The organism is Microbacterium sp. (assembly GCF_031179285.1).
Classification (GTDB): domain Bacteria; phylum Actinomycetota; class Actinomycetes; order Actinomycetales; family Microbacteriaceae; genus Microbacterium.
This window is the reverse complement of the sequence record NZ_JAPSHY010000041.1, coordinates 1-17,353: the sequence shown is the minus strand read 5'-3', so window position 1 is coordinate 17,353 and position 17,353 is coordinate 1. Positions and strand designations below refer to the sequence as shown.

Sequence of the window (17,353 nt, the reverse complement as noted above, 5' to 3'; positions counted from 1 at the left end):
GGTGCGCTCACCGAGCAGATCGGTGGCCTTGCCCTTTCCCTCATCGCCCCACTGCACGCCGACGATCACGATTCCTGGCATGGGTAACCCCCTGGGTCTCTGCCGCGTAGCTGCGCCCGAACGGGCACAGCCATCCTATCGAAGGGGTCTTCGCGCTCTCCCGCACTCTCTCCGCGCACTCTTTTCGTGAGCACCACTCTCTGCGCGAGACATCGCGTTCAGCGTGAGACATCACGCGAGGCGTGGTGTCTCACGTGAAAGATGGTGCTTCATGGGCTAACAGATGTCTCACGCAGGAAGGGCTGTCCCAGGCATCCAATCAGGGAGACACCTCTCTCTGCGCGACTCATCACTCTCTGCGAGACATCGCTCTCTGGGCGAGACATCACGCGAGGGGTGGTGTCTCATGCCGGAGGTGGGGCTTCACGCAGAAGAGGTGACTCACACAGCACCGGCATTGGCGGAAAACTGCCGGAGGATGGCGCTTCTGCCAATCGACGCATGTCGGTGGCCACTGCGAAGATCGACGGATGCCGGACACCCCCACCAGCTCGAGCGCCACGAGTCCGAGCCCGACCGGCTCGATCCTCTCCAGGTCGAGCCTGAGCTCGACCTCCGATGCGCCCGAAAGCCCGAGCGAGACGCGGAAGACACGCGGACCGCTCATCCTCATCGCCGCCCTGGTGACGGTCGTGTTGTGGGCATCGGCCTTCATCGGCATCCGGGGCGCAGGTCCCCACTATGACCCGGGTGCCCTCGCACTGCTTCGTATGGCCGTCGGAACGCTGGCTCTCACCGCCATCGCACTGCGTCACGGCATCCGCCTGCCGGCCCGCCGGCACTGGCTGCTCGTCGCGGTCTGGGGCGTGGGCTGGTTCTGCGTCTACAACCTCGCGCTCAACAGCGCCGAGCGAACGCTGGATGCCGGCACTGCCGCCATGGTGGTGAACCTCGCTCCCCTCATGGTCGTGGTGTTCAGCGGCCTCTTCCTCCGCGAAGGATTCCCGAAGCCGCTACTGATCGGCGCGCCCATCGCCTTCCTCGGGGTCGTCCTGATCGGCACGAGCTCGTCGACCGGCGCCGGGCTCGACATCACCGGTCTCCTGCTCGCGCTGCTGGCAGCGGTCATGTACGCCGGGTGCACCCTGCTGCAGAAGCACCTGCTCAGTAGCGGCGTCGACTCCACGACCCTGACCTGGATGGGTGCGATCGCCGGCACGATCGCGCTGCTGCCCTGGCTGGGCACGCTCATCGGCGACATGCAGACCGCCCCACTCGATGCCACGCTCTGGGTCGTCTACCTCGGCATCTTCTCGACGGCGATCGCGTTCACGACGTGGGCATACGTGCTGCAGCGCAGCACCGCCGGGCAGACGTCTGCCACCACCTACGTCGTGCCGGCGATCGCGATCCTGATGTCGTGGATGATCCTCGGCGAGGTTCCGACGCTGATGATGTTTATCGGCGGAGCGCTCTGCCTGCTGGGCGTCGTGGTGACCCGGATGCGGTGGGGACGAGCGCATCGGACCACGAAGGCCCGATAGGGTCAACGCGTCGGCAGCGGCCTTCGCTCCGTCATCCCCCGCGCATCGGGCAACGCCCGGCGCCGGGGAGCGAACAGCACGTCGGCGAGCAGGAACAGTGGGAACACGACGTGAAGGACTTCGTTGGCCGTGAAGCACGGTGCTGATCGCAGCGATCTTCCCGATGGTCTGGGTCGTGTACACGATGATCCGCGCGAACCTCATCATCGCCCCTGCTTCGGGCAATGACTGGTGGTACCCCTATCCCTTCCTCGATCCCCGGATATCGGGCGGGTACGTGGGTGTGGCCGGTTACATCGTCGGGATCGCCGCGGCGATCGTCGGTGTCGCAGCGCTGGTCGTGTGGGTGGGACGACGTCGGGCCGGTTCGGACGGCTGAGTCAGTTCGCGGCTCCTCTAGCGAGACGCAATATATCGCAGATTGGAGTATGCCTCCGCTACGATGAGGGCGACCGTGGAGGCGCTTGCCCGCGGGGAGAAACTGGGGACAGGTGTGAGCCTGTTGGGGTGGGGACGCGTGCACGCTCGATCATCGATCGATGCTGCCCCCGCTGACCTGAGACGGTGAGTGAAGGGGAGAACAGATGTCATCGAGGCGCTTGCACGAGGAAGCACCTTCGCGTTCGGGAGGTCTTCGGCGGATCCTCAGCGCGTTCACTGTGGTGGGGCTGGCTATCGCTGCCGCCGTCGCCGCGCCGCTTGCGGCATCCGCCGCCCCCAACCCCAATGTGATCGTCACTGACGTCATCTTGACGAGTGCGGACGGCGCCCAGGCGACGGTGGGCGACACCCTGACCGTATCGGGGTCGTGGGATGCGTCGGCGGCGGACCCGATGCCGGGCGACACGTTCACGATCGGACTGCCTCCGGAGCTCGGCTTCGCACAGCCCGTGCCGTTCAACCTCAGCGGACCCGATCCCAGTGGCGAGATCGTCATCTGGGCGACATGTCTGACCGACCCGTCGACCGCCGTGGCGACCTGCACGTTCACCGACGAGGTGTTGGCCAACTCCGAGGTCGTCCTCGGCGACTTCTCGTTCGACGTCGAGGCGAAGCTCGCCACCACCGCCGAGGACGTCGTCTTCAACCTCAACGGCGCCGAGGTCGCGGTCCCGCTTCCCGGCGGCGGCGGAATCGACGACGGCGTCGAGCTGCCCACCGACTGGACCAAGAAGGGCGCCCTGAACGCCGACAAGTGGTCGATGAAGTGGACGATCGAGCTGCCGGGGTCCCGCCTCGCCGGCGAGGACGTCGTGAACATCCTCGAAGACCTCAGCGACAACCACGTGCTGTGCACGCCGTCGAACCTGCGCATCGAGACGGTGCGCGGATCAACCGTCGTCGACGTGACAGGGATCGGTTCGACCTCGACCGACGTGAGCGACCCGTATGAGTTCCAGATCACGCTGACCGCCCCCCAGGCAGGCTTCGACGCCGGCGTCACCTACCGGATCACCTACGACACCTGCACTCCGGATGGGGAGATCGACCCGACCGGAACCGTCTACGAGAACGAAGCGACCGTCGACATCTGGGGTGAGAGCTCCGGAGTCGTCGGCGTGACCCAGGACTGGTCATTCACCGGTCAGATCGACAAGCAGGGCACCGTACTCGGCGGTGCCGACCGCAACGGCAAGGTCCTGTGGACGGTCACCGTCGCCGGCGATCACCTCGTCGGACAGGACGAGGTGTCGGTCAGCGAGGTCCTCTCCGGTCCGCACGCCCTGTGCACCGACACCATCAGCGGCATCCGCGTGTTCGAGCGCTACGGGCCCAGCAGCAACCTGCAGACCGAGATCACCGGTGAGCTCGACGTGACGACCGTGTCCAGCTCCGCGACCGGTTTCGAGGTCCTCCTCACCATCGCGGGCGACTCCGACTTCGCCTTCAAGCCGTCGGATCACCTCTACCTCATCCAGTACCGCACGTGCGCGACGACCGACGGCTTGCCGGAGGCCGGAACCGCCTTCGGCAATGCCGTGAACGTCGACGGCGCGACCGACGGCAGCCAGGCGACGGTGCCGGGCCGCACCGACCGCAAGGCCGGCGCCATCAACTCGTCGTCCGTGACCGTCGACGGCGTCACCTACCTGCCGCAGACGACCCTGAACTGGAACATCACAGTGCCGGGTGAGAACCTCGCCGACATCGGCAGCGAGCTGACCGTCAGCGACACTCTCACGTCGGCACACCAGGTCTGCGTCGGCAGCGGAGGCGACATCCCCGCACGTCTCGGTCTGAAGGTGGAGGCCCGTGACCAGATCCAGAACGGTGGACTAGCGACGGTCAACCTCACATCCAGCGTGACGGCGGCCCTCGACGGCGCCGATATCACCATCACCATTCCGGAGCCGACGCTGGCACTGCCGGGCGGCGGATCCGAGACCGGCTTCAGCCGCGAGTACCAGTACGTGATCACGTACACCACGTGCACGACCAGCGGCGGCATGGACGCCCCTGGCACGACGTACGGCAACTCGGCCGAGGTCGCGGGCAAGACGTACACCCAGACCATCACCCAGAGCAACCGCGGAAGCGGAACCGGGCAGGGCATGCCGCGCGGTACCGTCGCGATCACGAAGACGCTCGCCGACACCGCGGGCGCCGCCTTCGTGCCGGCAGCGACGGCGTTCTCCGTGCACGTGAAGGAGATCGACCCGCAGGGCACCGTCCAGCTCGAGTATGACCTCAGCGTCCCCCTCGACGGTGCACCCGTCAGTGGACTGAACGCTCGCGGCCTCGGCTGGAAGATCGAGCTGTCCGAGCCGACGTTCCCCTCCGTACCCGGAGTCACGTTCGGGGCCCCGGTGTTCGCCCCGGGTCCGGGGATCACCCTGAGCGCCGGCGGCACGGTGGCGACCGCTGCGCTCGTGCCCGCATCGAACATCGCCGTCGCACTCGAGAACTCCGCTCAGCTGGGTTCGCTCGAGGTCGTCAAGGCGATCGACGGAGGGGCGGCGTCTCTCGTGGACCCGGATCGCACCTACGCGATGACCGCCGCGATCGATGTCAGCGCGCTCGGCCCGAACTTCCCCGCGCAGCCCGCCCGCCAGTTCGAGCTGACGGCGAACGACGACCCGTATGTGCTCGAAGATCTCCCGATCGGCGCCTCCGTGACGATCACGGAGGCGGTCCCGGCGGCCGACGACCTCCTCACGTGGGGTGTGCCGACGATCACACCGGCGACGATCCAGATCGTGCCGGGTCACGTGGCTGATCCCGCGACGGTCACCGTGACGAACCACGTCGAGCGCACCGTCGGCTCCTTCTCGCTCGTCAAGGAGGTCACCGGCGCCGAGGCGGAGAACCCCGCCGTTCCGGACACGGTGACGGTCACCGCTTCCTGGGTTCAGGATGGAGTTCCCGGTGGGGCGACGCTGGTGGTGCCGACTGACGGCACCCCGGTGCCGCTCGGTGCGCAGCTGCTCATCGGCACCGAGGTCACTCTCACGGAGACCCCGCTCGCCGACGCGTCAGGCATCGCCTGGGGTGCGCCGGTGTGGTCGGGCACCGGAGTCGAGGTCGACGGGACGTCTGCGGTCGTCACCATCGGCCGGGACGCCGACGCGCTCGTCACACTCGAGAACCACGCCGCGACGTCCACCGCAGGCATCAGCCTGATCAAGGGGATCGCCGGCGAGGCCGCTGCCGAGGTCGACGCCGAGACCGAGTTCCCCGTGACCGCCAGGTGGACCGACGACGAAGGCGTCGAGCAGTCGAAGGATCTGCTCATCAACGCCGTGGAACCCGTATCGCTCGGCGAGGATCTGCCGGCCGGGACGGTCGTCACCCTCACCGAAGGCGAGCGGCCCGAGATCGACACCGTGGTGTGGGGATCGATCACGATCTCCGGCACGGATGTGGACGACGCGGGAGACGGCTCGGCGACGGTCGTCGTCTCGGACCAGCAGGACGACGTGACGCTCGTGTCGGTGGTGAACGAGGCCACCTGGGCTCCCGGAACCTTCTCGCTGAGCAAGACCGTCGAGGGCGTGCTCCTGGACAACCCCGACGTCCCGGAGACGGTGACGGTCGTCGCCACCTGGTTCGACGGAGACGAGCAGCAGTCGCAGGAGCTCTCGGTTCCTGTCGACGGGACGACAGTGCCCTTCGGCGAGGACCTGCCGCGCGGTACCGAGGTCACCCTGACCGAGGTTCCCCTCGAGCCGAGTGCGTCGTTCACCTGGGCAGACCCTCAGTGGGACGGCGATGCCGTGGAGGGACAGCCCGATGGTTCGGCGATCGTCACGATCGGGGCCGCGGCCGACACCGCGATCGACCTGGTCAACACGGCCGTCCCGCTGACCGGCAGCCTCGCGCTCACGAAGGCGCTGTCGGGCGATGGGGCGTCGGACGTCGCGTCGGGCACCGCCTTCGCGTTCACCGCATCGTGGACAGATCTTCTCGGTCAGCCCCAGCAGGTGACGGTCGAGGTGACGGCGGGCTCGCCGGTCGTCATCGAGGACGTGCCCCTGGGCACGGAGGTGAAGGTCGTGGAGGGCTCGGCCGAGCTGCCGAGCGGCGTGCGCTGGGACGGCGTCAGCTGGACGACGGCCAGCGACGACGTCACCCTCTCCTCTGAGAACGGTGCGGCCCTGATCGCCATCGTCGGAGAGCAGGGAGTCGAGGCTGCGCTCGCGGCGACCAACGAGTTCACCGCCCTGCCCGGTCTCGCCGTCACCGGCGGAACATTCGCGATCGCCGGCATCCTCGCCGCAGCCGTCGGCATCATCGCCGGGGCGGTGCTGATGATCCTGCGTCGCCGGAACGCTGAGGCCCGAGGATAGCCACCGGCCTCGAAGGCGCGCCCGCACGGACCGGTTCCGTGCGGGCGCGCTTCGTCGGAGGCGGTGCCGTCCCTCACGGGTCAGGGACGACGTCGCAATCGACGAAATCGATGATCGTCCGCGTGAACAGCTCGGGATCCTGCACGCTCCACACGTGACGCATTCCCGGGGCGACCCAGGTGCGGGTCTGGGGCATCGCCCGCCGCAGCGCCGGGAACGCTCGCTGAACGTCCTTCGGTTCGCGTCCGCCGGCGATCGCGAGCATCGGGCCGGTGTAGGCGAATGTGCCGCCGGGCATCGAGCCGTCGAAGACCTCCCCGTACATCCGATGGGCGGTGTCCTTGGTGACCGCCATCCCGGCGGCGATGAACTGCTCCCGCGAGTCGGCCGGGATGCGGAACATGGCCGCCTGCATCTGCCAGAACCAGCGGCGATCCCATCCCTTCAGCTGCTGCTCTGCGAGCCATCGCTGCCGGCCGCGGAGGCCGACCATCATCGCGCCGGTGACCATGCACGACAGCACGATGTCGGGATGCCGCGCGGCGAGATGCACGCCGATCACCCCGCCCATCGACAGCCCGACCACGTGGGCTCGACCTCCGACGGCACGCTCACGGATGATGCGGGCGATGTCGTCAGCCGCACCGGCGAGCCCGGGCCAGTGCTCGGCCGCCCGGGTGTTGAACCCGATCACATCGGGAGTGATCAGATGCCTCCCCGGCAGAGTCTGCACCTGCGGCTCCCACATCCAGTTCCCGACGTTGCCGCCGTGCAGCAGGATGATCGACGTTCCCGAGCGCTCGCCGTGCTCGACCGGATACTCCGCGTTCATCGCTCGGCCTCGGCTTCCAGCATCCGCCTGGTGTCTTTCAACCATTCCAGCTCGGCCTCCCCCTGGCGGATGCCGGCCTCGAGCGTCGCCGTGCGCAGGAGGGCGCCGAGATCACCGCTCGCCCTCGGGAGTGCGTTCAACTGATCGACCGCGGATCGGACGGTCTGCTCTCGCTCGTCGAGGAGGGCGAGCACACCGCTGATGCCGAGCGGCGCGGCGAAGAAGAGGCGGGCGAGAAACGGCTCCTTGGGCTGAAGGACCTCGAGCGGCGCGCGGAGCCACTCATTCAACTCGGTCCGGCCGGCGTCGGTGAGCGAGTGCAGCTTTCGGTCGGGACGGCCCCGCTGCGGGACGGTCTCGGTCGAGATCGCGCCGTCCGTCTCCATCCGGTCGAGTGTCCGGTAGATCTGCGACTGGTCTGCGTGCCAGAAGTGGGCCACCGAGCGCGCGAAAGCGCGGCCGAGGTCGTATCCGCTCTGCGGAGCGACATCGAGGAGGCCGAGGATGGCGTGGCGTAGCTGCATAGTCATATATGACCACACATATATAGGACTGCACAAGTATGGACCGTCGATGAGATGCCAGCCCGGCTAAACGCAGCCCGCGCGATGGGTAATTGTGCCCTGCCCGCGCGCGGAGAGCTCGGGACGCCAGCGGTTACGCTGTCTGTCGGGGGATGACCGCGTCGCCCCCGCGTCAGCGAGGAGACACCATGACCGATCCGCATCTGGCCGCGGGTGCGCCCGCCGCACCGCCGCCTCCCCCCGCTCCCTCACTGAGCCGCGACGAGTCGCCGTACGCCGCATCCTCGCCGCCCGCGCCGCCGGCGCCCCCGGCACCCGCCCCTGTCTCGCCAGCACCGTCTGCTTCCCCGGCATCCGCACCGTCGGCGAGCGCGCCCCACGCCGCGCACGCCTCTGCCCCGTCGGACTCGGAGATCCGGCGAGCCGGTGAGATCCTGCGCGTCATCTCGGACTCCTACTCGGCGAAGATGGTCGGCCAGGAGCGGCTGCGCATGAGCCTTCTCATCTCGCTCATCGCCGGCGGTCACATTCTGCTCGAGAGCGTGCCGGGCCTGGCGAAGACCACCGCAGCGAGCACTCTCGCCGACACCGTGAAGGCGCAGTTCAAGCGCATCCAGTGCACGCCCGACCTGCTGCCGAGCGACATCACCGGCAATCAGATCTACGACGCGGCCACGGGATCGTTCCGCACGGTCCTCGGCCCGGTCCACGCCAACTTCGTGCTGCTCGACGAGATCAACCGCTCGAGCGCGAAGACGCAGAGCGCGATGCTCGAGGCGATGCAGGAGCACCAGACCACGATCGGCGGCGAGGTGCACCACCTGCCGAAGCCCTTCCTCGTGATCGCGACCCAGAACCCGATCGAGCAGGAGGGCACGTACGAGCTGCCCGAGGCGCAGATGGACCGGTTCCTGCTCAAGGAGATCGTCGAATATCCGAGCCCCGCCGACGAATTCGAGATTCTCAGCCGCATCGACTCCGGTGTGCTCGATCCCGAACGTCACGTGACCAGTGCCGTGACCCTCGACGACGTGCACCTGCTGCAGGAGACGGCGTCCCGCATCTACGTCGACCCCGCGATCCGCAACTACATCGTGTCGATCGCCTATGTCACCCGCAACCCTGCGCCGTACATCGGCGAGGAGCGCGCTCGGTACATCAAGTACGGCGCGAGCCCTCGAGCGAGCATCGCCTTCCTGCAGGCCTCTCGCGCGCTGGCGCTGCTCAACGGTCGCGCCCACGTCCTCCCCGAGGACATCAGAGCGCTGCGTCACCTCATCCTCCGCCACCGCGTGCTCCTCACCTTCGAGGCCGACGCCGAGGGCATCCGCAGCGAGGAGATCATCGACCAGATCTTCGCCGCAGTCCCCACGCCCTGATCACCCCTCGACCGTTCAGGGACCCACCGGAACCCCCTCATGCCCAGCCTGATCACGCAGGTGAAGAGCAAGCTCTTCATCCACTCGGCGCGCAAGTCGATGCACGCGCTCGACGGCGCCTACGCGTCGCTGCTGCACGGGCGGAGTCTCGACTTCGAGGATCTGCGCAAGTACGAGTACGGCGATCAGGTGCGCGACATCGACTGGCGCGCGACGGCGCGTCAGGGCACGCCGCTGGTGAAGCGATCCAGGGCGATGCGCATGCACACGGTGATGTTCGTCGTCGACACCGGCCGCTCCATGTCGGCACTGGCGCATGACGAGTCGTCGAAGAAGGACCTCGCCATCCTCGCCACCGGCGCCCTCGGCATGCTCTCGCTGCGTCACGGCGACGACTTCACTGTCGTCTACGGAGACGCCGCCCGCGTGCGCAGGCTCGCCCCCGGCCGCAGTGAGGGAGCGCTCGAGCACGCCCTCCGCACGATCGACACGGCGATCGCCCGCAGCGACGCACCCAGTGCTCGAGATGAGCTGCTGTCCTTCGTCTCGCGCACCATCGCACGGCGGATGATCGTCGTGGTGGTCACCGACGAAGCGCCCATCACCGAGCAGACCGAGCGGATGCTGCGCCGCCTGCGCGTCCAGCACGACGTGCTGTGGCTCACGCTGCGCGACGCCGACCCGGTGCTCGACCATGCCAGCGGCAGGATCCGCAGCGATGTGGACAGCCGATGGGAGGTGCCCGCGTTCGTGCAGGGGGATCTCGACATCGTCCACGAGCTCACCGCGCAGAGCCGCGCCGACGCCGCGCACCTCGCCGACGTCCTCACGCGGATGGAGATCAGCCACTCGACCCTCGACGGCCAGCAAGCCGCTGTTCCGCAGCTGCTGAAGCTGCTGAATCGGAGGGCCAATGCCGGGCTCTGACGAGTTCTACCCGCCGGCCCAGTACGGCTGGGGCTGGATGCTGCTCGCGATCGGCGTCCTCGCTCTGCTCGTGCTCACGGCGTGGCTGGTGGTGCAGCTCACGCGTCCTCGGCGCGGCCTCTCGATCGCCGGGGACGCGGGACCTGTGCTGCTCACCGGTGACGTGCTCTCGCAGCTGCGGATCGAGTATCTCGACCGCATCCAGCAGATCGAGTCCGACTACCGTGCGGGCGCCCTCGGTCCCCGGCATGCGAACCTCGAGCTCAGCCGCGTCGTTCGCACCTTCGTCAACGAGTACAGCGGGCTGGAGGCTCCGGTGCTCGCGCTCGACGACCTCATCGCCCGCGGCGTGCACCCCGCGCTCATCGACGCGATGGGGCGGCACTACTACCCCAGCATCTTCCGCCCGGGTCCTGCCATCGATCCACTCGCCGGCGCGGATGCCGCCCGAACGGTGGTGCGCACGTGGCATTAGCGAACTTCTGGCTGATCATCGTCGCCATCGCCGCGATCCTCGTCGCGGTCGCCGTCGGCCTCATGCTGGGGCTGCGCCGAGACACGCACGTCACGGCCCAGGAGACGGCGCGTATCGCCCGCGCGGAGCGACTGCGCACGCTCCCGACGTTCCGCCAGGCGCTTCGGCGCCGCATGCTCGCTCTCGGCGGCATCCTGATCCTCGGGGTGATCTCGACGGTCGCCGCGGGCGTCGTGGCCGCCCGTCCGATGTCGTCGCAGACGATCCAGCCGGTGAACACCAGCCGCGACATCATGCTCTGCCTCGACGTGTCGGGGTCGATGAGCGAGGTGGATGTCGAGGTGCTCACGGTCTTCGAGGAGCTGCTCGAGGGCTTCGAGGGCGAGCGGATCGGGCTGACGATCTTCAACAGCTCACCGGTGCAGATCTTCCCCCTCACCGATGACTACGACTTCATCCGCGAGCACCTGACGCGCATCCGAGAGAGCTTCGACTACGTCGACGAGGTGCCGGAGCACTGGGTCGGCACCCTGAACGGCGCCGGCGCCTCCCTCATCGGTGACGGTCTCGCTGCCTGCGCGATGGGATTCGACCACCCCGACGACGAGCGTTCGCGCTCGGTGATCCTCGCCACCGACAACGAGGTCAACGGCGCGTCGATCGTCACGCTGGAGGAAGCGGCCGCGTACGCCAAATCGAAGGGTGTCCGCGTCTTCGGCCTCAACCCGGTGCAGGGCAAAGACGCCGAGGTCAGCGCCCAGCTCACGGCGGCTGCGGAATCGACCGGGGGCACCGCCTTCGGCCTGCGCGACACGACCACCGTCGCCGACATCGTGACGCGGGTGCAGGAGCAGGAGGCGACGCAACTGCGGGGTCAGGCGCAGGTGGTCTGGACCGACACCCCTGACCTCTGGATCGTCGTCCTCATGGTCGCTGCCCTGTCGTTCATCGTGGTGCTCTGGAGGGTGAGACTGTGATCTTCCAGCCCGTCCTTCATCCGCTGCTGCTCGTGCTGCTGTGCGCACCCGTCGCCGTCGTGGTCGTGCTCGCTCTGGTCCGCCCCGGCGGTGCCGGGGGGTCGAGGGCCCAGGGTTCCGGCACACAGCACGTCCTCCTGTGGGCCCTGCGCCTGGTGCTGCTGCTCGCCTGCTTCTTCATGCTGCTGCGGCCGGGCATACCCGGAGGATCGACGCAGACGCTCGCGACCGACACCGACGTCGTGCTGGTCGTCGACACCACCGCGAGCATCGTCGCGGAGGACTGGGACGGAGACCGACCGCGGCTCGACGGCGTGCGCGAAGACGTGCAGGCGATCGTCGAGGAGTATCCGGGCGCCCGCTTCGCGCTGATCACCTTCGACGCGGCCGCGCAGCTGCGGATGCCGCTCACGACAGACACCACCGCGCTGATGTCGTCGATGGAGGTGCTGCGCCCCGAGGTCACCAGTCGGTCCCGCGGGAGTTCGATCGGTATCGCGAATCAGCTGCTGGCCGACACCCTGGAGGCCGCAGCCGACAGGTCGCCCGATCGCTCGAGGATGGTGTTCTACTTCGGTGACGGCGAGCAGACGGCGTCCACACCCCCCGAATCGTTCCGAGCGAGCGCGAAGTATGCCGATTCCGGAATGGTGTTCGGCTACGGCACCGCCGAGGGCGGGCCCATGCGCCTCACGACCGGGTCGGTCGGCAGCTCTGCGGACAACGGATCGTACATCGAGTACCAGGGCGCGCCGGCGAAGTCCGTCATCGTTGAGCAGACCCTGCAGACGCTCGCGGGAGAGCTCGGTGTCGAATACCAGCACCGCACGGCCGATGCCGCCCCCGCGTTGCCCGAGGCGCCCACGACGACGACGAGCTACTCCGAGGCGGGAAGCGTCGGCAACGTCATCGAGCTGTACTGGATCGCCGCAGTCGTCGCCGTCGCCATCCTCGGGTTCGAGCTCGCCCGGGCGACGATGCTCGTCGCGCGCCTGCGCCGGCTCCGGGCGCCTGCGGTGCGAGCGGCCGAACGCGAAGGGAGTGCATCGTGACAGACACGCCTCACGCGGAAGCGGCCGCGGCACTCCTGGCGTCGAATCGCCGACGCCGCCGGATCCGATTCTGGATCGCGGTCGGCACGCTTCCGCTGACTCTCGCGGCGCTGCTGTTCGTCGGCAAGCTGCTCAGCATGTACGCCTTCGCCCATCAGGCGATCACCTCCTATGTCATCGACGACTATGCGAGCTCCGAATCGGCCGCCCGCGGCCAGGAGTTCCTGAACTGGTTCGAGCCGTACAAGGCTCCGTACAACGTCGGAACCGCTCTGGGCGCGGCGGAGCAGCTGCCGCAGGCGCAGGCGAAACTCGAAGAGGCGCTCGGACTCGCGCGCGGACTCGAGGTGTGCGCCGTCCGCGTGAACCTCGCGCTCGTGCTCGAACGGCGGGGCGATGCGGCGCGGGCTGAAGGGGACGGCGTCGCCGCGACCGACCTCTACGGCCAGTCGCTCACCGTCACGCTCGACACGCCTGAGGAATGCAACAGCGAGGACGCCCAGGATCAGTCGCCGGATCCCGATCGCGACATGAGCGAGTCGCTGGATGAGCTGAAGGAGCGCCTGCAGCAGAAGCAGCAGCAGGAGCAGCAGCCCCCGCCGGAGGAGCAGGAGCCGGAGCAGCCCGAACCGCAGCCGTCGGAGGACAAGCTCGAAGACCTCCAGGACAAGCTGGAGCAGGGTACCGAGGAGCGGGATCAGCAGCAGAACGGCGACGACCCCGGCGGCACCGGAACGGAAAAGCCATGGTGATGGATCACGAGAAGCAGCGTGCCCGCTATGTCGCCGGCACCGAGGGCGCGCCTCCGGTACCGCCCCCCGGCGGGTATCGCGGGGCGCGGCGCGCGCAGACGGCGTCTCCCCCTCCCTATGCCGTACAGCCGTATCCTGCCGCGGTCGCGACGGCCGACGCCACGAAAGAGCCGGCGAACGCCATCGGCTGGATCGCCCTCGCTGGCGGCATCCTGTTCGCCCTGATCCTGCTCGGCACCCTGCTCGCCGGAGGCACCGACCTGCTCTACGGGGTGACGATGCTGGCACTCCAGCTCGTGGTGCTCGCCGTGATCATCGCCGCGATGGTCACGAAGCGAGGGCGGATGCTGGGCTCGGTCGCCCTCGCGATCTCACTGGTGCTGAATGTGGCGACGGTCGGCGCGATGAGCGCCGTGCAGACCTCCGCCTCGGGCAACTACGAGGGCATGAAGTCCGACGAGCAGAAGCACGAGGAGGCGTACCCGGGCATCAAGGACACCGATCCGCAGCAGGTGCTCAGCCAGGCGTCGCTCGAAGAGGTGCGCGCGGCGGCAGACGCCCTGCTCGCCGACATCCGCACGAGACTGACCCAGGAGTTCGGATACACGTGGGTGCAGGCGGGCGATGAGGACCTGCGTCCGGAGCGCAACGGCTACGGTGGCGAGTCGATGCTCGTCGAACTCACCTCGGCATCCTGGTCGACGAACGAGCCCGTCCAGGACCATGAGCAGAAGCTCGAGGTGATGGCTGCCATCGACGACGTCGTCGTCGAGCACGGACTGTGGAATCTGTACTCGTTCAACGACCCCTCGGCGGGCGTCGACGCGTCGATGATCGCGAAGCTGTACGGCAGCGACGACCCGCGCACGCAGCACACCTGGGAGTACTACACCGAGAACTATCCGGAGCCGCTGCGGTTCTACGCCAACATCTACGACCTCTCGAAAGACTCCACCGGCGACTTCCTCAGGACGCGCGAGGCTCAGAACGCGCGCACCGGTGAGCCGCTCGAGGGGCTGCAGATCATCGTCTTCGCGAGCGCGCTTCTCAGCGAGGCCGACCGGGCCGAGTTCGAGAAGAAGCTGGAGGAGTACCCCGGGTTCTGAGGGCGGTGCCCCTCCGGTTTCACATCGAACGCGCCTCCGGTCACCCCCGGCCGGGAGCGGTCTTCGACAGATACATCTCTCGCAGGTACTCACCGGCCGGCTTGCCGTACGGGCAGTAGTCGTCGTTGCGGTCGGCCTCCTCGGCCGGATACAGCGTCGGCGGCCAGTCCCACAGCATGAAACCCCGCATCCATGGCCGGGTGTCGCATGCCTCGAACATCGCCCGGTAGTAGCGCAGCTGCTCCCCGCCCGACGCGTCTCCTGGCAGGCTCCAGTCGTTCGGACGGTCCGCAGAACCGGTGCGTGACGGGCAACCCGCTTCCATGAAGAAGAACGGCAAGCCGGATGCCGCCACGACGCGCTCGATGCGATTTAGCTCCGCCTCCCAGCGGTCGACCGGGTAGTAGCCGCTCGACGTGATCACGTCGACGGCATCCCACCAGCCGACATGATCCTCCTGGTACTTGTCGCAGTTGTAGGTGACGATGCCGGAGTACACCTCGCGCACCGCGGCGATCAGCTGCCGCCACTCGACCTCGCGCGAGTCCGCGCGCACCATCTCGCAGCCGATGCAGAGCATCTCGCAGCCCTCCGCCTCGGCGATTCGAGCGGCGTGCAGGATGAAGTCCGTGTACGCGGCGAACCACTCGCCCCAGCTCGGTTCCCCGGGAACATCCCAGTCGAAGAACCCGATGTAGGCGCGCCAGGTGCCGTCGCTGACGTTGACGACCGGTTTCAGGCACACCTGCAACCCGTGGGACTTCGCCTCGCGGATCGCCCAGACGATCTCCTCGTCGGTCACCGTCGGCGCCTGATCCGGCGGCATCTCGGTGGACTGCGCCGTGGCCTGCTCGACGGCGTAGGCGATCGCCGTCCAGTTGACGCCGTGGCCGGCCATCTTCGCCATCGAGTCGGATGCCCCAGGCGTCGCCCAGGTGCCGCGGATGCCGGTCCAGCCCCACGTCATTCCCGCGATATACGGGTCGAGCGTCACGGCGCTCATCCGGCGACGAGTTCGTTCGCCGTACGCAGCACCCGCGGGGAGGCGAGGATCGCGGTGTCGACGGGCTGCGCGTGGTGAACCAGCAGCGTCGCGCTCTCGCCCGGGAGCAGGGTGATCAGTCCGTCCTCGGTGTACGCGTCGGGGTGCACCTTGTCGGCCAGAAGCGACAGGTCGCGCACCAGGGAGTTCGCCGTCACCGACACCTCCGTCCCCCCGTCGACGCTCGTGGTCTCGACCGAGAGGCGTGCGGCCGGCAGCGCCGAGTCACGGGGCTCCGTGAAGAACCAGAATCCGCGCTCTTCCCCCGCCGCCGCGGTGACGAGTTCGCCGGCGGCATCCGCAGCGAGCGCGACGTCGTCGTCGATCATAACGGTGATCGTGCCCCGGGCAGCGGCTGAGAACGGCACCGTCTGCTCGGCGAGCACCGCACCGTCGAAGCGCAGGCGGCGCAGCACGAGGTCGCCCGCCCAATCGTCGCCGGTGTCATTGCCCAGGACAGCGGCGAGGCCCTGCTCGCGCGGCTGAATCGAGACGACTCTGGCGGCGAACGCGTGTTTCAGCGCATGCCACAGCGGCTTCAGTCGCTCGTCGCCGTCGATCGCCGCCCAGGAGGTCACCGGCCAGCAGTCGTTGAGCTGCCAGACCACGGCGCCCGCGGTGTGGGGCGCCCAGGAGCGGAAGTGATCGAGCGCGAAGCGCACCGCATGGGCCTGGTTCAGCTGCATCGCCCAGTGCCAGGTCTCGGTGTCAGCCGGCATCCGGAAGTGGGGCAAGAGTCCGCGCGTGAGCTTGACGTTGCCCTCCGCCGCCTTCTGGTGCACGATCATGCCCGGCGATTCGGGGGTGAGCGGCTCATCGGAGATGGATCGCGTCATCGTCGACCAGGCGGGCGGTCCCTGCCAGCCGAACTCCGCCACGAACCGGGGACGGTGATCGCGATAGGTCGGATAGTCCCGGCGGTTCCACTGCTCCCAGAGATGCATCGAGCCGTGCGGCTCGGCGTTGGGGTGTTCGCCGCCGGGGCTGAACGGGCTTCCCGGTGAGTACGGCACGTGCGGCGCGAGCTCTGCCACGAGCTCTGGGAACAGCTCGTGATAGTAGTAGGCGCCCCACGTCTTACCGTCGAGCTCGGTCTTCCACCCCCAGTCCTCGTGACCCCAGAGGTTCTCGTTGTTGCCGGTGAGCAGCACGAGCGACGCATGACTGGACAGCCGCACGATCTGTTGGCGTGCCTCAGCCTCGACCTCAGAGCGGATCGGCTCCTCCTCGGGGTACGCCGCGCACGCGAACAGGAAGTCCTGCCAGGTCAGCAGGCCCAGTTCGTCGCACAGCTCGTAGAAGTCCTCCGACTCGTAGATGCCGCCGCCCCACACCCGCACGAGGTTGAGGTTCGCGGCCTTCGCCTGACGCAGCCGCCGCTCGTAGCGCGCGCGGTCGACGCGCACCGGCAGGGCGTCGTCGGGGATCCAGTTCACTCCCTTGATGTACACCGGCTGTTCGTTGACGATCAGGGTGAACGGGGTGCCGTCGGAGTCAGGGGTCTGGTCCCACCGCACCGATCGGAAGCCCACCCGGCGCTCGGTCTCGTCGACCCGGGCCTCGTCGGCGAGGAGGGCGAACGACGCCCCGTACAGCGGTTGCGCACCGTACCCGACAGGCCACCACAGCTCGGCCTCCGGCACATCGACGGCGAGCTCGCCGCGATCACCCACGATCTCGACCGTTTGGCGGTGACCGGAGATCGACAACTCCGCCCGAAGAGGCGCCGTGTCGGCGGCATCCGCGCGCTCCACCCGCACCTCGGCGGTCAGGCGTCCCCCGCTATCCCCGGGGCGAGCGTCGACCCGCACGTCGGCGATGCGCGCGATCGACCACGACTCCAGCCGCACCGGACGCCAGATGCCGCTGGTGTACGTGGCGATCCCCCAGTCCCACCCGAAGCTGCAGGCTGATTTGCGAATGGCCTCATACGGCAGCGGATACGCCCTCGGTCGC

Annotated in this window: 15 protein-coding genes; 10 read left to right on the top strand and 5 right to left on the bottom strand. The window is 68.3% G+C overall.

Going from position 1 to position 17,353, the window contains the following annotated elements; genetic code table 11:
- On the bottom strand, positions 1-81 hold an 81-nt coding region (locus RIN18_RS16315), incomplete at its 3' end, for an adenylosuccinate synthetase (RefSeq protein ID WP_309105046.1).
- A gap of 449 nt (positions 82-530) precedes the next feature.
- On the opposite strand from RIN18_RS16315, the gene RIN18_RS16310 reads away from it, so the two are divergent.
- From RIN18_RS16310 to RIN18_RS16300, 3 genes are all read left to right on the top strand, one after another.
- The gene (locus tag RIN18_RS16310; protein ID WP_309105045.1) at positions 531-1,544 is read left to right on the top strand and encodes a DMT family transporter; all 1,014 of its coding nucleotides are present in this window, start codon (positions 531-533) and stop codon (positions 1,542-1,544) included.
- Between the two features lie 139 nt (positions 1,545-1,683).
- Complete coding sequence (locus RIN18_RS16305; protein WP_309105044.1) at positions 1,684-1,923, top strand: hypothetical protein; 240 nt, start codon at positions 1,684-1,686, stop codon at positions 1,921-1,923.
- Between the two features lie 205 nt (positions 1,924-2,128).
- Complete coding sequence (locus tag RIN18_RS16300) at positions 2,129-6,331, top strand: DUF5979 domain-containing protein (RefSeq protein ID WP_309105043.1); 4,203 nt, start codon at positions 2,129-2,131, stop codon at positions 6,329-6,331.
- A gap of 73 nt (positions 6,332-6,404) precedes the next feature.
- Here RIN18_RS16300 and RIN18_RS16295 read toward each other — a convergent pair whose 3' ends face one another.
- Together RIN18_RS16295 and RIN18_RS16290 are read right to left on the bottom strand one after the other, a co-directional pair.
- Complete coding sequence (locus tag RIN18_RS16295) at positions 6,405-7,163, bottom strand: alpha/beta hydrolase (RefSeq protein WP_309105042.1); 759 nt, start codon at positions 7,161-7,163, stop codon at positions 6,405-6,407.
- The gene (locus tag RIN18_RS16290) at positions 7,160-7,693 is read right to left on the bottom strand and encodes a PadR family transcriptional regulator (RefSeq protein ID WP_309105041.1); all 534 of its coding nucleotides are present in this window, start codon (positions 7,691-7,693) and stop codon (positions 7,160-7,162) included. Before RIN18_RS16290 ends, RIN18_RS16295 begins: the two co-directional genes overlap by 4 nt.
- 182 nt (positions 7,694-7,875) lie before the next feature.
- Here RIN18_RS16290 and RIN18_RS16285 point away from each other — a divergent pair, with 182 nt between their 5' ends.
- Genes RIN18_RS16285 through RIN18_RS16255 form a run of 7 tightly spaced genes read left to right on the top strand, consistent with a single transcriptional unit; the run spans position 7,876 to position 14,355 of the window.
- Complete coding sequence (locus RIN18_RS16285) at positions 7,876-9,066, top strand: AAA family ATPase (RefSeq protein ID WP_309105040.1); 1,191 nt, start codon at positions 7,876-7,878, stop codon at positions 9,064-9,066.
- Between the two features lie 39 nt (positions 9,067-9,105).
- On the top strand, positions 9,106-9,993 hold the full coding sequence (locus RIN18_RS16280; RefSeq protein WP_309105039.1) for a DUF58 domain-containing protein: 888 nt from the start codon (positions 9,106-9,108) through the stop codon (positions 9,991-9,993).
- Complete coding sequence (locus RIN18_RS16275) at positions 9,980-10,468, top strand: hypothetical protein (RefSeq protein ID WP_309105038.1); 489 nt, start codon at positions 9,980-9,982, stop codon at positions 10,466-10,468. The genes RIN18_RS16280 and RIN18_RS16275 overlap by 14 nt, the downstream gene beginning before the upstream one ends.
- The gene (locus tag RIN18_RS16270; protein WP_309105037.1) at positions 10,459-11,445 is read left to right on the top strand and encodes a VWA domain-containing protein; all 987 of its coding nucleotides are present in this window, start codon (positions 10,459-10,461) and stop codon (positions 11,443-11,445) included. Before RIN18_RS16275 ends, RIN18_RS16270 begins: the two co-directional genes overlap by 10 nt.
- Positions 11,442-12,497 (top strand): VWA domain-containing protein, encoded by a 1,056-nt coding sequence (locus tag RIN18_RS16265; RefSeq protein ID WP_309105036.1) that lies wholly within the window; start codon positions 11,442-11,444, stop codon positions 12,495-12,497. The genes RIN18_RS16270 and RIN18_RS16265 overlap by 4 nt, the downstream gene beginning before the upstream one ends.
- Complete coding sequence (locus tag RIN18_RS16260) at positions 12,494-13,249, top strand: hypothetical protein (RefSeq protein WP_309105035.1); 756 nt, start codon at positions 12,494-12,496, stop codon at positions 13,247-13,249. The genes RIN18_RS16265 and RIN18_RS16260 overlap by 4 nt, the downstream gene beginning before the upstream one ends.
- Positions 13,243-14,355 carry a hypothetical protein gene (locus RIN18_RS16255; protein WP_309105034.1) on the top strand — a complete coding sequence of 371 codons (1,113 nt, stop codon included), beginning with the start codon at positions 13,243-13,245 and terminating at the stop codon, positions 14,353-14,355. The genes RIN18_RS16260 and RIN18_RS16255 overlap by 7 nt, the downstream gene beginning before the upstream one ends.
- A 40-nt stretch (positions 14,356-14,395) precedes the next feature.
- Here the strand turns inward: RIN18_RS16255 and RIN18_RS16250 are convergent, their stop codons facing one another.
- Both RIN18_RS16250 and RIN18_RS16245 read right to left on the bottom strand, forming a co-directional pair.
- Complete coding sequence (locus RIN18_RS16250) at positions 14,396-15,358, bottom strand: 1,4-beta-xylanase (protein WP_309105033.1); 963 nt, start codon at positions 15,356-15,358, stop codon at positions 14,396-14,398.
- A partial coding sequence (locus RIN18_RS16245) for a glycoside hydrolase family 2 protein (protein WP_309105032.1) occupies positions 15,355-17,353 on the bottom strand: 1,999 nt, incomplete at its 5' end. The genes RIN18_RS16245 and RIN18_RS16250, both read right to left, overlap by 4 nt.

Bases quoted from the DNA above. Each gene is read 5' to 3' on its own strand.
- RIN18_RS16300 (WP_309105043.1), top strand. From the start codon at position 2,129: ATGTCATCGAGGCGCTTGCACGAGGAAGCACCTTCGCGTTCGGGAGGT.
- RIN18_RS16275 (WP_309105038.1), top strand. From the start codon at position 9,980: ATGCCGGGCTCTGACGAGTTCTACCCGCCGGCCCAGTACGGCTGGGGC.
- RIN18_RS16290 (WP_309105041.1), bottom strand. From the start codon at position 7,693: ATGACTATGCAGCTACGCCACGCCATCCTCGGCCTCCTCGATGTCGCT.
- RIN18_RS16250 (WP_309105033.1), bottom strand. From the start codon at position 15,358: ATGAGCGCCGTGACGCTCGACCCGTATATCGCGGGAATGACGTGGGGC.
- RIN18_RS16285 (WP_309105040.1), top strand. From the start codon at position 7,876: ATGACCGATCCGCATCTGGCCGCGGGTGCGCCCGCCGCACCGCCGCCT.
- RIN18_RS16310 (WP_309105045.1), top strand. From the start codon at position 531: ATGCCGGACACCCCCACCAGCTCGAGCGCCACGAGTCCGAGCCCGACC.
- RIN18_RS16295 (WP_309105042.1), bottom strand. From the start codon at position 7,163: ATGAACGCGGAGTATCCGGTCGAGCACGGCGAGCGCTCGGGAACGTCG.
- RIN18_RS16255 (WP_309105034.1), top strand. From the start codon at position 13,243: ATGGTGATGGATCACGAGAAGCAGCGTGCCCGCTATGTCGCCGGCACC.
- RIN18_RS16280 (WP_309105039.1), top strand. From the start codon at position 9,106: ATGCCCAGCCTGATCACGCAGGTGAAGAGCAAGCTCTTCATCCACTCG.